This window comes from Nonomuraea terrae (assembly GCF_044465245.1).
In the GTDB taxonomy this organism is placed as follows: domain Bacteria; phylum Actinomycetota; class Actinomycetes; order Streptosporangiales; family Streptosporangiaceae; genus Nonomuraea; species Nonomuraea terrae.
Window position 1 is genome coordinate 504,160 of the sequence record NZ_JBITLL010000007.1, and the last position, 13,891, is coordinate 518,050.

Here is a 13,891-nt window from a genome sequence, read left to right on the forward strand (position 1 = left end):
ACCGTTCCCGTACGGTTGCAGCGGCCATGAAGAAGAACCTGCACCCCGCGTACCGGCCGGTCGTCTTCCGCGACCCGAGCGTCGGCTTCGCGTTCCTCACCCGCTCGACCAGGACCAGCGACAAGACGGTCGAGTGGGAGGACGGCAAGACCTACCCGGTCATCGACGTGGACGTGTCGTCGGCCAGCCACCCGTTCTACACCGGGCGCGGCCGCATCCTGGACACCGCCGGCCGCGTCGAGCGTTTCAACCAGCGTTACGGCAAGATGTGAGGCGTGCTCGAATCGCCCCTGTCCGCCCGGCTTGAGGGCTCCCACCGGATCCCCGTCGCCGGCGCGGGCGGGGGCTTCGACGTGTACGCGGGCCTGCCCCTCGCCCTGGCGCTGCGCGAACGCGGCAAGGAGGCGTACCTGGCGAACCTGTCGTTCAGCCACCTCGACGGGCTCGGCCTGGACGCCTGGCTCGCCGAGGACGTCGCCGCGATCGGCCCCGACACACCCTCCCGCGACTGGTACTTCCCCGAACGCGCCCTGGCCCGCTGGCTCCACTCGCGGCGCCTGCCCGCGACGGTGTACGCGTTCCCGAGAGTCGGCGTGCGTCCCCTCAAGGCCGCGTACGAGCGGCTGACCGCCCACCTGGGCATCGACGCGATCATCCTGGCCGACGGCGGCACCGACATCCTCATGCGCGGCGACGAGGCCGGGCTCGGCACCCCGGTCGAGGACATGGCGAGCCTCGCGGCCGTGCGCGGCCTCGACGTGCCGGTGAAGGCCGTCGTGTGCCTCGGCTTCGGCGTCGACGCCTACCACGGCGTCAACCACGCGCAGGTGCTGGAGTACCTCGCCGCGCTGGAACGCGACGGCGGCTACCTGGGCGCGTTCTCGTTGTCCAGGGCCACGGCGCCGGGCGAGCTCTACCTCGACGCGGTCGCCCACGCCCGGGGCGAGATGCCCTCCCACCCCAGCATCGTGAACGGCTCGATCGCGGCGGCCGTGCGCGGGGAGTTCGGCGACGTGCGCTTCACCGACCGGACCAAGGGCAGCGAGCTGTTCGTCAACCCGCTCATGTCCCTCTACTTCGCCGTGGACCTCGACGCGCTGGCCGCGCGCTCGCTCTACCTCGACCGCATCGAGGACACCGTGCTGGCCCGCCAGATCGCCTCGATCATCGAGGACTACCGCGACGAGATCACGCCACGCCCGCCCAGGGTCTTCCCGCACTGAAGACGGGCGGAATGCGTGCGCTACCCACGGGTAGAAGAAGGGAACCGGCGTGAGAGCAGTGGTGGTGCGATGGGTCTCTCCGGAAGGGAACGCCGAATCCTCGCCGAGATCGAGCGAGCCCTCGAACAGGACGACCCCGACTTCGCCCGTCGTCTCGCGGAGATCGAGAGGGTCGAGGCGGAGCGTGCGCGGGCCGGCCGCTGGCGGGGGCGTCTCCCGCGCGGCCGGACCTTCCACGTGTGGGTGATCTTCGTGCTCGGTCTCCTAGTGATCGTGCTGCTGCTGGCCGCCGTTCTCGCCACGTGAGCGCCGGTGGCGCAGCACCAGCAGGTCGAGGGCGGCGATGATGGCCACGGCGGCGGCGATCGCGGCCTCCCACAGCCACACCTGCGCGCCGGTGTTCATGGCCAGCACGGCGAAGACCACCGCCGCGACGACGGCGATCACGAGCACGACCGACGACAGGATCCGGCGCAGCCGCAGCGGGCTGCGGGCGGTCACCGGCTCGGTCCCCTCGCGGTTGCGCAGCCACATGGCAGGCTCTCCTTTCAGGCCAGGCACCGAAGGGCCGAGACGACGCGCGGGTCGAGGCCGTGCCCCTCGGGCAGCCGGCCGACCGTGGCCTCCACGAACTGGGGGTACGACAGCGTGGCGCTGACGCCGTCGGCGTTGACCCAGATCTGCTCGGCCGTCTGCTCCACCTGGACGTCGGCCTCCTGCTCGGCCAGCACGAACCGGCCCACGGCCGCCCGCCAGAGCAGCCGGCCGTCGGTCTCCTCCGGAGAGACGGGCGCGCCCACGTCGTCGGCGTGGGTGGCGTACTCGGAGTCGTAGTGGAAGGTCTGCCTGCCGACCGGGTACGGGCCCGCCATCGTGTCGAGCAGGGCGTCGGGGCCGAGGGCGCGCATCCGCTCGCGGGTCTCGCCGTTCTTGGTGCGCCACTCGGCCAGCACGTCCTCGACGGGCACGTCGCGACGGCGGCGTACGGACCACTCGTTGAAGTCGTTGTAGCCGCTCACGCCTTCGACGGTCAGCCGGCTCGTCAGCTCCTCCACGCTGCCGTCGAGGCAGGCGTGGTTGTACAGCTCCTCACCGGCGAGGTGTCCGAGCACGTCGCGCACCGACCAGCCCGCGCACCGGGACGGGCGCTGCCAGCCGGCCTCGTCGAGCCCGGAGAAGAACCGGTCGAGCCGGGCCGCCTCGGCGTCGAAGATGTCGAACGGGTTCCAGTCTTTGAGCAGGTCCTCGGCCATATCGGGACGCTACCCCGCACGCCCCGACTTTCACGGTTTCGGGTTAATCGCGGACATGCCGAAGGCCCGGCCCCTCGGGACAGGCCGGGCCTTCGGAGAGGGGGTTATCGGCGCCAGACGGGACCATAGACCCGCACGTAGTCCGTGCGGCCCGTGGTGCTGTCGAGACGCTCGTCACCCGCGTACACGGCGCGGAACGAGCCGCTCCGGAAGGCACGGGTCTGGGCCGTGAACTTGCCGTTCCACGACGTGGTGCCGGCCGCGACCCACTTCCAGGCGCTGGAGCCGGTGGCGCGGTAGTAGACGTTGACGCGCTCGCCGCGGACGCCCCTCCAGCCGCGGGTCTCGGCCTGGAGGTAGCCGGAGAAGCCGATCGTCCTGCCCGAGCGCACCGCCGACGGGTCGGCGCTGAAGCGCGCGATGCGGGTGTCGGCCTTGCTCCGCTTCAGGTAGACCGAGAAGTACGCCGCGTCCCTCGCGATCACCCTGTTGGAGCGGTCGAAGGCCGTGGCCGTGGCCCTCCACTTGCCGGTCGGGTCGTCCTGGTTGAAGCCGATCGCGAAGCGCCAGCCCTCCAGATCCCTGACGTCCTTGGTGCGCATCGTGCGCATGCCCTCGGCGGGCGCCACGCTGAGCTCGACCCGGCTGACGTCGCGGGTGGCCCCGATGTCGAAGTACGCGGTCGTGGTGCGGCCGCGCTCGACGGCGACCGGGTTGGGGCTGATGTCGCGGATCTTGACCTCGGCGTCGCGCTTGGCGGCCGATGCGGTACCTGCTCCGGACACGAGCATGGCCCCGCCCACGACGGCGGACAGTATGCCTACTGCGATCTTTCTCATGAGGGTGCTGATTCCTCTCCCCGTAGTCGGACTGGGAACCGGCCTGGGGTGGCCGGCTCACTACTCCTTTGAGTCCGCAGGAGGGAAGAAGGTTTGCTAAAAATCTGAGAAAAATTTGATCACAGTCTTGACCAGTACAAATGAAGAGGAAGTCGCCTTCGCGCGGATATGACGTTGTGAAGTCTTCTGACTCCTCTCTGTCATCGTGCGCAAGTAAGCGTAAGTCATTGCAAGTACTTGCGTAGAAGGCCGTATAGTTTGCGCATGACGCGACGACTCGCAGAGGTGGCCAAGAAGGTCGGGGTGAGCGAGGCGACCGTGAGCCGGGTGCTCAACGGCAAGCCCGGGGTGTCCGACGCGACCCGCGAGGCCGTGCTGACGGCGCTCGACGTGCTCGGCTACGAACGCCCCAGCCAGCTGCGCGGCGACCGCGCCAGACTGGTCGGCCTGGTGCTCCCCGAGCTGCAGAACCCGATCTTCCCCGCCTTCGCGGAAGTGGTCGGCGGCGCCCTGGCCCAGCAGGGCTTCACCTCCGTGCTGTGCACGCGCACGGTCGGCGGCGTCTCCGAGGCCGACTACGTCGACCTGCTCCTGCAGCAGCAGGTCAGCGGCGTGGTCTTCGCCGGCGGCCTGTACGCCCAGGCCGACGCCGCCCACGGCCACTACCGGTTGCTGCACGAGCGCAAGCTGCCCGCGGTGCTGGTCAACGCGGCCGTCGAGCACCTCGACTTCCCCCAGGTGTCGTGCGACGACGCCGTGGCGGCCGAGATCGCCCTGGCTCACCTGCGGGCGCTCGGGCACGAGCGCATCGGCATGGTGCTCGGCCCGAAGGACCACCTCCCCTCACGGCGCAAGCTGGAGACGTTCGAGGCGCAGGGCGGCGACCCCGAGCTGGTCGAGCACACGATGTTCTCGCTGGAGGGCGGGCACGCGGCCGCCGCACGGCTGGTCAGGCGCGAGGCGACCGGGGTGATCTGCGCCAGCGACCTGCTCGCGCTCGGCGCGGTGCGGGCCGCCCGCCGCGCCGGTCTGTCCGTGCCCGGCGACCTGTCCGTCATCGGCTTCGACGACTCGGCGCTGATGAACTGCACCGACCCCCCGCTCACCACGGTCCGCCAGCCGATCGACGCCATGGGCCGCGCCGCCGTCGACCTCCTCGTCGCGCAGATCGGCAAGGCCGTGGTGCCCGCCGACGAGCTGTTGTTCGAGCCCGAGCTCGTGGTCAGGGCGTCCACCGCGCGCGTTCGCTCGTAACGCAGTCGTTATCTTGCAATATTCCGTCGAAATATTGCTCATTTTGGTTGGCGATCCTATGGTGTGGGCACCTCGCATCAGAAGGGTCAGACCATGCGGAGATCCACTGGACTCTTGCTCGTAACCGTGCTCGGGCTCGGGGCCACGGCTTGCGGATCAGGTGAGCCCGCCACCCCGGCCACCGGCGGCGCCGAGGCCGTGACGATCACGGTGGCCTGCCAGCCGGCCAGGACCGCGCCGAAGGAACGACAGGCCTGGGACGACGACGTGGCCGCGTTCATGAAGGCGAACCCCGGGGTGACGGTCAAGAGCACGGACCAGCAGCCGTGCTTCGACCCCAAGACGTTCGGCCCCAAGCTGGCGGGCGGCCAGATGGAGACCGTCTTCGTGGTGCCCGTGACCAACTACGACGACGTCATCTCCCAGGGCCAGGCACTCGACGTCACGCCGCACACGAACCTGATCAAGAACTGGAACGACCTGCGGCCCGACGCGCGCGAGCTGGTCACCAGGGACGGCAAGGTCTACGGCGTGCCGAACGTCCTCTACAGCGTCGGCCTGGTCTACAACCGCGCCCTGTTCACCCAGGCCGGCCTCGACCCGAACACCCCGCCCAAGACCTGGGCCGAGGTGCGCGAGGCCGCCAAGAAGATCGCCGCCCTCGGCCCCGACCACGTGGGCTTCGGCGAGTACTCCGGCGGCAACACCGGTGGCTGGCACTTCACCCAGGCCATCTACGGTCGTGGCGGCGACGTCCTGACCCCCGACAACACCAAGGCGGCGTTCAACTCCCCCGAGGGCAGGGCCGTGCTGCAGACCCTGCACGACATGCGCTGGGCCGACAACAGCATGGGCAACAAGCTCCTGATCGGCTGGGAGTCGCTCATGGTGGCGATGGGCGGCGGCAAGGTCGGCATGATGCTCGGCGCGCCCGACGTGGTCACCGACGTGGTCACCAAGTTCCGGGGCAAGGTCTCCGACTACGGCATCACCGGCTTCCCCGAGGCCAAGGCGTCGCTGAGCGGCGGCGAGGCGTACATGATCAACCCGAAGGCCACGCCGGAGCAGGTGAAGGCCGGCATGGCGTGGATCGACTTCCGCTTCAACACCGTCGGCAAGGGCCGCTTCGACTTCGCCCGCGGCAAGGCCATCGGCAACCCCGTCGGCGTCCCCGACAACGCCGTCTACGGTGACTCGCCCACCGGCCAGGCCATCCAGGCCGACCGGGTGAAGAACGCCACCCTGCCGGTCGAGAACTATCAGAGCTACGTCGAGGCCGCCGCGAGCATCCCGCCGAAGTCGGAGCCGGTGCACGCCCAGGAGATCTACGCCATCCTCGACGTGCCCATGTCCGCCGTGCTGAGCCGCAAGGACGCCGACATCGGCCAGTTGCTCGCCGACGCCGAGACCAAGGTCAACAACCTGCTGGCGGCCAAGGGCTGATGGGAGTACTGCGGCGCAACCTGACGGCCTACGGGTTCCTGTGCGCGGCGCTGTTCTGCTTCACGGTGTTCGCCTGGTACCCGATGGTCAGGGAGTTCGTCCTGAGCTTCCAGAAGACCGACCTGATCAACCCGCCCGAGTGGGTGGGCCTGGCGAACTTCCGGGGGGCCGTCCAGGACCCGGCCTTCTGGGAGGCCTGGCTGAACACCGTGGAGTTCACGTTACTCGCGCTGCTGTGCGGCTACGCCGTGCCGTTCGTCGTCGCGCTCGTGCTGAACGAGTTGCGCCATGCCCGGGCCTACCTGCGGTTCGTCGTCTACCTGCCGGTCATGCTGCCGCCGATCGTGGCGGTGCTGCTGTTCCGGTGGTTCTACGACCCGGGGCCCGGGCTGTTCAACCAGCTCCTCGACCTGGCCGGCCTGCCGCCGCTGGCCTGGCTGGACAGCTCCTCCACCGCGCTGATCTCCCTCGTGCTCGTCTCCACGTGGATGAACATGGGCAGCGCGACGCTGGTCTACCTGGCCGCGCTGCAGAACATCCCGTCCGAGCTGTACGAGGCCGCCGAGCTCGACGGGGCCGGGATCTTCCGCCGCATCCGGCACGTCACGATCCCGCAGACGCGGCTGATCCTGCTGCTCATGCTGATGCTGCAGATCGTGGCGACCATGCAGGTGTTCATCGAGCCGTACATGCTGACCGGCGGCGGGCCGGAGAACTCGACGGTCACGGTGGCGTACCTGATGTACCAGTTCGCCTTCTCGCAGATGAACTACGGCCAGGCGGGCGCGCTCGGCATGATGCTCATGCTCGTGCTCCTCGTCTTCGCCGCCCTCCAGCTCAGGTGGACCAGGGAGGACCCGGCATGAGCGCGCGAGGGAGCGCCGTCGTCTGGGGGAGCGGCGGGAGCGTAGCGACCAGAGTGGGGGAAGGCGGCGGCATCCGGGTGACCGAGCCGCCGAACGGAGTGAGGCCATGAGCGCGCGAGGGAGCGCCGTCGTCTGGGGGAGCGGCGGGAGCGTAGCGACCAGAGTGGGGGAAGGCGGCGGCATCTGGGTGACCGAGCCGCCGAACGGAGTGAGGCCATGAGCGCGCGAGGGAGCGCCGTCGTCTGGGGGAGCGGCGGGAGCGTAGCGACCAGAGTGGGGGAAGGCGGCGGCATCCGGGTGACCGAGCCGCCGAACGGAGTGAGGCCATGAGCACAGTCCAGTTCCGCACGATCGTCTCGCCGCAGCAGCTGAACAGCAGGTGGGGGCGGCGGATCTACTGGCTCGTGCTCGCCGCGGTCGTCGTGACGTTCAGCCTGGCGTTCGTGCTGCCGCTGTACTGGATGGTCACGGGCGCCATGAAGACGCCGGAGGAGGTCGCGCAGATGCCGCCGACCCTCGTCCCGGCGCAGCCGACGCTCACCCCGTTCTTCGAGGCGTGGGAGCTGTTCGACATCGGCACCCTGCTGGCCAACACCGTCTACTACGCCCTCGGCGCGTGGATCTTCTGCATGTGCGTGGACGTGGCGGCGGCGTACGCGCTGTCGAAGCTGCGGCCGGCGTTCGGGAACGTGATCCTCGGCGCGATGCTGGCCACGCTGATGATCCCGCCGATGGTGATCCTCATCCCGCTGTACGTCACGATCGTCGACCTCGGGCTGCTGAACAACCCGTGGGGCCTGTGGTTCCCCGCGGCGGCCAACGGCTTCAACATCTTCCTGCTGAAACGGTTCTTCGACTCCATCCCGCGCGAGCTCATCGAGGCGGCGCAGATCGACGGCGCCGGCCCGCTGCGGGTGCTCTGGTCGGTCGTGCTGCCGGTCTCGCGGCCGATCCTCGGTGTGGTCTCCATCTTCACGATCGTCACCGCGTTCAAGGACTTCGTCCTGCCGCTGCTCGTCATGACCGACAGCGAGAAGATGACGATCAGCGTGGGTCTGTCGCAGACGGCCGGCGCGGTGACCCAGAACCAGGTCATGGGCGGGCTGGTCATCGCCGCCGTCCCCATGATCATCGTTTTCTTCGTCTTCCAACGGCACATCATGGCGGGCCTTACCGCCGGAAGCATCAAGGGATAGCGCATGTCGCAAACGTGGTGGCGGGGGGCCGCGATCTACCAGGTCTACCTGCGGAGTTTCGCCGACGGGAACGGCGACGGCATCGGCGACCTGGCCGGCCTGCGGGCCCGCCTGCCGTACCTGAGGGACCTCGGGATCGACGCCGTCTGGCTCAACCCGTGGTATCCGTCGCCGATGGCCGACGGCGGCTACGACGTGGCCGACTACCGGGGGATCGAGCCGGTCTTCGGCACGCTCGCCGAGGCCGAGCGGTTCATCGAGGAGGCGCACGGGCTCGGCGTCAAGGTCGTCATCGACGTGGTGCCGAACCACAGCTCCACCGAGAGCGCCTGGTTCAAGGAGGCCCTGGCCGACCCGGCCAAGCGCGACCGGTTCTGGTTCGGCGACGAGCCGCTGAACGACTGGCGGTCGATCTTCGGCGGCCCGGCGTGGACACAGGTCCCCGACGGCCAGTGGTACCTGCATCTGTTCGCCCCCGAGCAGCCCGACCTCAACTGGGCGAATCCCGAGGTGCACCGGGAGTTCGAGGACGTGCTGCGTTTCTGGTTCGAACGCGGCGTGGACGGCTTCCGCATCGACTCGGCCGCCCTGCTGGTCAAGTCGGACAGCGCGTACGAGGACCTCGACGGCGTGCACGACGTCTACCGGCGCTGGCGCGAGATCGCCGACGAGTACGGCGGGCGCGTCCTCATCGGCGAGGTCTGGCTGCCCGACCAGGAGCGCTTCGCCCGCTACCTGCGCCCCGACGAGCTGCACACGGCCTTCAACTTCGACTTCCTGTCGTGCCCGTGGGACCCGGCCGAGCTGCGCCGCGTCATCGACCTCACGCTGGCCACGCACACCCCGATCGGCGCACCGCCGACGTGGGTGCTGTCGAACCACGACGTGACCCGCGTCGTCACCCGCTACGGCCGCGCCGACACCGCGTTCGAGCACGGCGGCCGCCTGCACGGCACGCCGTCGGACCTGGAGCTCGGCTACCGGCGGGCCCGCGCGGCGGCGCTGCTCGCGATGGCCCTGCCCGGCTCGGTCTACGTCTACCAGGGCGAGGAGCTGGGACTGCCCGAGGTCGAGGACCTCCCCGACGAGCTGCGCCAGGACCCGATGTACGCCCGCTCGGGCGGCGCGAACCCGGGCCGCGACGGCTGCCGCGTGCCGCTGCCGTGGTCGGGGGAGGAGCCGCCGTTCGGCTTCGGCGGCGGCACGCCGTGGCTGCCGCAGCCGGAGAGCTGGCGCAAGCTGACGGCCGAGGCGCAGCGTACGGACCTGGGCTCGATGCTCCACCTCTACCGCTCGGGGTTGCGCCTGCGCCGGGACCTGCTCGGCGACGGAACGCTGACCTGGCTGCCGCTGGGCGACCAGGTCCTCGCCTTCACCCGCGACTCCGGCCTGACCAGCATCACCAACCTCGGCCCCACCCCGGTGCCGCTCCCGCCCGGCCGCGTACTCCTGACCAGCGGCCGGCTGGAGGACGGCGCCGTCCCCTCCGACACCACGGTCTGGCTGACCTGACCTCCGCGTACGAGGAGATGCCGGCTGACCGGCCTGGCCCCCGAACCACCCATGTGCCGTGAACAGTTTCGCGGGGGATGTCGAGACGGGGATCGTGGCTCCGACTCTGCTGTGAAGGAACCCCGAACAGGCAGGAGAAGGCAATGGGCAAGGTGTTCTTCGATCTCGCGATGTCACTGGACGGCTACATCGCCGGTCCCGGCGCGCGTCCCGGCAACCCGCTGGGCGACGGCGGCGAGCGGCTGCACACCTGGATGTACCGTACGGCGGCGTTCATGAAGCTGATCGGCCGCGGGAACGGCGGGGAGACGGGGCCCGACGACGACCTCGTGCGGCGGACCATCGAGCGCGCGGGGGCCTCGGTGATGGGCCGGCGCATGTTCGACGAGGGCGAGGTCGGCTGGCCGGAGGAGGCGCCGTTCCACCACCCGGTGTTCGTGGTGACCAGCCGGGCCCGCGAGCCGTGGGTGCGGAAGGGCGGCACGACGTTCACGTTCGTCACCGACGGCGTCGAGAGCGCGCTGGCGCAGGCGAAGGCCGCGGCGGGCGGCAAGGACGTGCGCGTCTCCGGCGGCGCGAACCTCGTCCGGCAGTGTCTCGCCGCGGGTGCCGTCGACGAGGGCGTCATCCACCTGGCCCCCGTGCTGCTCGGGGCAGGCATCCGACTGTTCGACGGCCTGCCGGACACGGCCGGCGTCGGGCTGGACGGGGCGGTCGCGCACCTCGACTACCGGATCACCCGCTGAGGTTCCGGGTTACGATCACGCGTATGGCACGGCTGCGCAGGACTCCGCCGCACGAGCTGGACCCCGAGGCCCGGGCGCTGCACGAGAAGATCACCTCGGGGCCGCGCGGGCGGTTCATGGTCGATCCGGCGGGCGGGCTCACGGGCCCGTTCAACGCGATGCTGCTCAGCCCCGCCGTCGGCGATCCGCTGCAGGAGCTGGGGGTGGCCGTCCGCTACCGTTCCTCGCTCGGCGACCGGGCGCGGGAGCTGGCGGTGCTCGTCGTGGCCGGGCACCACGACAGCGCGTTCGAGCAGGCGGCGCACGAGCCGATCGCGCGCGGGCTCGGCTTCACCGACGAGCAGCTGCGGGCGCTGCGCGACGGCGCCCCGCTGAGCCTGCCGGACGAGGGCGAGGCGGCGGTGCTCGCCGTCACCCGCGCCCTGGTGACGAAGGGCGACCTGGACGACGACCTGTACGCCCTGCTGGGGGAGCGGGCGCTGTTCGAGCTGACCACGCTGGTCGGCTACTACACGACGCTCGCCCTCCAGCTCCGCGTCTTCCGCGTCTCACCGTAGGGCGCGGGTCATGCCGGTGGGGTCGTTCAGCCACGCCTGGAGGGCCTGCCGGGCCGCGGGAAGCCACTGCGGGGAGTGCGCCGCCCTGGCCAGCACCCACAGGGTGCCCTGCAGGCCGCGCGCCGCGACGTACACCGCCAGGCCGGGATCGTCCGGATCCGCCCCGTAAGCGCGTACGGCGGCCCGCCCGTCGAGGCGGGTGGTGCGCAGCAGGCAGGCCACGTCCCAACCGCGCGGCCCCGCCATGGTCTCCTCGAAGTCGTTCCACAGCAGGCCGCCGGGGGTGGCGAGCAGATTGCCCGGATGCGCGTCGCCGTGCACGGCCTGGAGCCCGTCCACGTCGCGGAGCCGCGCCGTCAGCTCGGCGTGGGAGTCGCGCAGCCGCGCCAGGACGTCCGGCTCGACCACGCCGGAGCCGGCCAGCGCCGACAGGAGCCGTACGGGCTCGTCCAGCACCGGGCCGAGGCGCGGGAGGCCGCCGGGGAAGCCGCGCAGGGCGGCGTGCAGGCCGGCCAGTGCCTGCCCGGCCGCGTCCGGCGTCACGGCGTGGCCGGGATCGTGCTCGACGTGGGCCCAGAAGGAGACCGTGACGCCGTCGTGAACGTGCGGCCCGGCGGGCAGCAGGTCGCTCGGCGGCACCACCGGCGCCCCCGCCGCGTGCAGGAACGACGCGACCGCCACCTCGCGGGCCAGCGCGTCGGCGGGCCGGGCCCGGCCCAGCGCGGTGACGGTGGGGACCCGCGCCACGACGGGCGCGGGCCGCAGGTGGATCCGCAGGTTGAACGAGTCGTTCAGCACGACCGGCTCCCGGACCCGCACCCCGTGGGCCTCGGCGACGGCGACGGCGGCGGACACGGCGGCGCTGTTCGGGATCATCCCCCTATCTTCCACACGCCGTGCGCAGCCCGCCGAAGGCGCCTGCGGCCGCAGGCGCTCCGCTGACTGGCGATTGTCGGATCAGTCAAGGGTGACCTGCATGAATATTCATCAGGTAGATAGTTTAGGCTGCCCTAAATTAGTTTAGGCTGTCCTAACTTGGAGTGGATGTGGCATCCCCTTTCCGCGCCGGCCTCGCCGCGCTGCTCATGGTGGCCGGCCTGGCCGCCTGCGGGTCCGACGGTGAGCCGGCGACCGGCGCTTCGGCCGAGAAGGGCCAGACGCGTACGGTCCAGCACGAGAAGGGCACCACCGAGGTGCCCATGGCGCCGAAGCGCATCGTGTCCATGAGCGTGACCATGACGGGTCACCTGCTCGCGCTGGGCGCCCCGGTGGTGGCCTCGCAGGCGACCGCGCCGGGCCCGTTCACCGACGACAAGGGCTTCTTCAAGCAGTGGTCCGACGTGGCCGCCGAGCGCAAGGTGGAGGTGCTCTACCAGGGCTTCGAAGCCGACCTCGAGAAGGTCATCGCGGCCGAGCCCGATCTCATCGTCGGCGCCGCCTCCGGCAACGACAGCAGCGCCAACGTCTACGACAAGCTCGCCGCCATCGCCCCCACCGTGCTCTTCCGCCACGACAACGTCACCTGGCAGGAACTGGCCGGCAAGCTCGGCGGCGCCCTCGCCCTCGACGCGAAGGCCGCCGAGGTCGTCGCCGCCTACGACAAGCGCGTCGCCGAGGTGAAGGGCAAGATCAAGCTCCCCGAGCAGGACGTCGTCGTCCTGCGCGACAACAACACCGACATCCCGGTCTTCACCGATGCCTCGGCCCAGGGCGGCCTGCTGGCCTCGCTCGGCTTCCGACTCCACCCCGTGGACGCCTCCCTGGCCGCCGAGTCCACCAAGGAGGGCGGCGGACGCAAGGACATCGTGAACGTCTCCCAGGAGAACGTGATCAAGGCGTTCGGCGACAGCTCGCTCTTCTTCGCCGGCCACAGTGCCGAGCAGATCGCCGCCACCGCGGCCAAGCCCCTGTGGAAGGACCTGCCCGCCGTCGCCGACGACCGCGTCCACGACCTCGGGGTCGACGCCTTCCGCGTCGACCACTACAGCGCCTCCAACATCCTCGGCCGGATCGAGCAGCAGTTCTCCTGATGCGTGATCTCCCTCCCCGGGTTCCCCGGCCCGCACCCCCGCAGACCCTGCCCACCCCCACGCTGGACGCGACCGTGTCCCCGCTGGTCACCGAGGTGGACCACGACCATCGCGCGGTGACGTTCCTCTGGCGCGGGCAGGCCGACGAGGTGCGGGTCCTGGCCAACAAACTGACCCATGACACCGAGGCCGCCGTGATGGAGCGCACCGGCGACCTGTGGCACCGTACGTACCTGGTGCGGCACGGCTGGCGGGCGTCCTACCGGCTGTCCGTGGACGGTGTGCCGGTGGCCGACCCGCTGAATCCGCGGGTCTGGCACGGCTTCTCCGTCGCCGAGACCGCGCCGCCGTCCCCGTGGACGACCGCCCGCGCCGAGCCGCTCCACAGGCTCACCCGGCACGCGACCGGCCTGCGCTACGACCCGGTACGCCCGCCACGCGGCGCGCTCGTCGTGCTGGACGGCGAGCACTGGGCCGACGACCTGCCGGTCATGCTGGACAACCTCATCGAGGCCGGCGAGCTGCCCCCGGTCACCGCCTGGCTCGTCGAGTCGGGCCCCGACCGCGTCAGCAAACTGACGTGCAACCCCGAGTTCGTGGACGCGCTGCCGTACGAGGGATCGACCGTCATCGCCGGGCAGAGCTTCGGCGGCCTGACGGCGGTGTACGCGGCCCTGCGCCGTCCCGACCGGTTCGTGGCGGCCGTGTCGCAGTCGGGCTCCTTCTGGTGGCCCAACGGCCCGGAGCCCGAGTGGCTGACGAGGGAGCTGGCCGCGGCCACGGCGCCGCCCCGGGTGCACCTGCAGGTCGGCACGCTGGAGTGGGCGCTGCACGGCCCGACGGCGCGGCTGCGCGAGACGCTGGGGGAGACGGGCACGTACCGCGAGTTCGAGGGCGGCCACGACCGCTACTGCTGGCGCAACGAGCTCGCCGACGGCCTGATCGCCGCCTTCGCCGCTCTTCCCCGGTGAC

Annotated in this window: 16 protein-coding genes; 12 read left to right on the forward strand and 4 right to left on the reverse strand. The window is 70.8% G+C overall.

Going from position 1 to position 13,891, the window contains the following annotated elements; translation table 11 throughout:
• The first annotated feature begins 26 nt into the window (after positions 1–26).
• The 3 genes from ACIBP6_RS36415 (at position 27) to ACIBP6_RS36425 (ending at position 1,529) form a co-directional block, all read left to right on the forward strand.
• A complete protein-coding gene (locus tag ACIBP6_RS36415; protein WP_132618685.1) occupies positions 27–272 on the forward strand; it encodes a type B 50S ribosomal protein L31 in 246 nt (81 codons plus the stop codon).
• Between the two features lie 3 nt (positions 273–275).
• Positions 276–1,223 (forward strand): DUF1152 domain-containing protein, encoded by a 948-nt coding sequence (locus tag ACIBP6_RS36420; protein ID WP_397058409.1) that lies wholly within the window; start codon positions 276–278, stop codon positions 1,221–1,223.
• A 69-nt stretch (positions 1,224–1,292) separates the two neighbouring features.
• Positions 1,293–1,529 carry a DUF3040 domain-containing protein gene (locus ACIBP6_RS36425; protein ID WP_397058411.1) on the forward strand — a complete coding sequence of 79 codons (237 nt, stop codon included), beginning with the start codon at positions 1,293–1,295 and terminating at the stop codon, positions 1,527–1,529.
• Here ACIBP6_RS36425 and ACIBP6_RS36430 read toward each other — a convergent pair.
• From ACIBP6_RS36430 to ACIBP6_RS36440, 3 genes are all read right to left on the reverse strand, one after another.
• Complete coding sequence (locus ACIBP6_RS36430; protein WP_132618689.1) at positions 1,488–1,757, reverse strand: DUF6343 family protein; 270 nt, start codon at positions 1,755–1,757, stop codon at positions 1,488–1,490. The two genes, ACIBP6_RS36425 and ACIBP6_RS36430, sit on opposite strands and share 42 nt — an antisense overlap.
• 14 nt (positions 1,758–1,771) lie before the next feature.
• Positions 1,772–2,476 (reverse strand): maleylpyruvate isomerase family mycothiol-dependent enzyme, encoded by a 705-nt coding sequence (locus tag ACIBP6_RS36435; protein WP_397058413.1) that lies wholly within the window; start codon positions 2,474–2,476, stop codon positions 1,772–1,774.
• Between the two features lie 104 nt (positions 2,477–2,580).
• Entirely contained in the window at positions 2,581–3,315 is a 735-nt protein-coding gene (locus ACIBP6_RS36440) for a hypothetical protein (protein WP_397058415.1), read from the reverse strand.
• A 264-nt stretch (positions 3,316–3,579) separates the two neighbouring features.
• Here ACIBP6_RS36440 and ACIBP6_RS36445 point away from each other — a divergent pair, with 264 nt between their 5' ends.
• The 7 genes from ACIBP6_RS36445 (at position 3,580) to ACIBP6_RS36475 (ending at position 10,889) form a co-directional block, all read left to right on the forward strand.
• Positions 3,580–4,569: a LacI family DNA-binding transcriptional regulator gene (locus ACIBP6_RS36445; RefSeq protein ID WP_397058417.1), complete on the forward strand. Its 990-nt coding sequence runs from the start codon at positions 3,580–3,582 to the stop codon at positions 4,567–4,569.
• Positions 4,570–4,683: 114 nt separating this feature from the next.
• The gene (locus tag ACIBP6_RS36450) at positions 4,684–6,012 is read left to right on the forward strand and encodes an ABC transporter substrate-binding protein (RefSeq protein WP_246075419.1); all 1,329 of its coding nucleotides are present in this window, start codon (positions 4,684–4,686) and stop codon (positions 6,010–6,012) included.
• Positions 6,012–6,878, forward strand: coding sequence for a carbohydrate ABC transporter permease (locus ACIBP6_RS36455; RefSeq protein ID WP_397058420.1), 867 nt, complete (start codon positions 6,012–6,014; stop codon positions 6,876–6,878). Before ACIBP6_RS36450 ends, ACIBP6_RS36455 begins: the two co-directional genes overlap by 1 nt.
• A gap of 326 nt (positions 6,879–7,204) precedes the next feature.
• Positions 7,205–8,074, forward strand: a complete 870-nt coding sequence (locus ACIBP6_RS36460; RefSeq protein ID WP_397058422.1) for a carbohydrate ABC transporter permease — start codon at positions 7,205–7,207, stop codon at positions 8,072–8,074.
• Positions 8,075–8,077: 3 nt separating this feature from the next.
• On the forward strand, positions 8,078–9,586 hold the full coding sequence (locus tag ACIBP6_RS36465; RefSeq protein ID WP_397058424.1) for a glycoside hydrolase family 13 protein: 1,509 nt from the start codon (positions 8,078–8,080) through the stop codon (positions 9,584–9,586).
• 143 nt (positions 9,587–9,729) lie between these two features.
• Complete coding sequence (locus ACIBP6_RS36470; protein ID WP_397058426.1) at positions 9,730–10,332, forward strand: dihydrofolate reductase family protein; 603 nt, start codon at positions 9,730–9,732, stop codon at positions 10,330–10,332.
• A gap of 23 nt (positions 10,333–10,355) precedes the next feature.
• Positions 10,356–10,889, forward strand: a complete 534-nt coding sequence (locus ACIBP6_RS36475) for a carboxymuconolactone decarboxylase family protein (RefSeq protein WP_397058428.1) — start codon at positions 10,356–10,358, stop codon at positions 10,887–10,889.
• On the opposite strand, the gene ACIBP6_RS36480 is transcribed toward ACIBP6_RS36475, so the two are convergent.
• A complete protein-coding gene (locus tag ACIBP6_RS36480) occupies positions 10,881–11,765 on the reverse strand; it encodes an aminoglycoside phosphotransferase family protein (RefSeq protein WP_397058430.1) in 885 nt (294 codons plus the stop codon). The two genes, ACIBP6_RS36475 and ACIBP6_RS36480, sit on opposite strands and share 9 nt — an antisense overlap.
• A gap of 170 nt (positions 11,766–11,935) precedes the next feature.
• Between ACIBP6_RS36480 and fepB the strand changes: the two genes are divergently transcribed.
• A complete protein-coding gene (fepB, locus tag ACIBP6_RS36485) occupies positions 11,936–12,919 on the forward strand; it encodes a Fe2+-enterobactin ABC transporter substrate-binding protein (protein ID WP_397058432.1) in 984 nt (327 codons plus the stop codon).
• Positions 12,919–13,890: an alpha/beta hydrolase-fold protein gene (locus ACIBP6_RS36490; protein ID WP_397058434.1), complete on the forward strand. Its 972-nt coding sequence runs from the start codon at positions 12,919–12,921 to the stop codon at positions 13,888–13,890. Before fepB ends, ACIBP6_RS36490 begins: the two co-directional genes overlap by 1 nt.
• The last annotated feature ends 1 nt before the right edge of the window (position 13,891 follow it).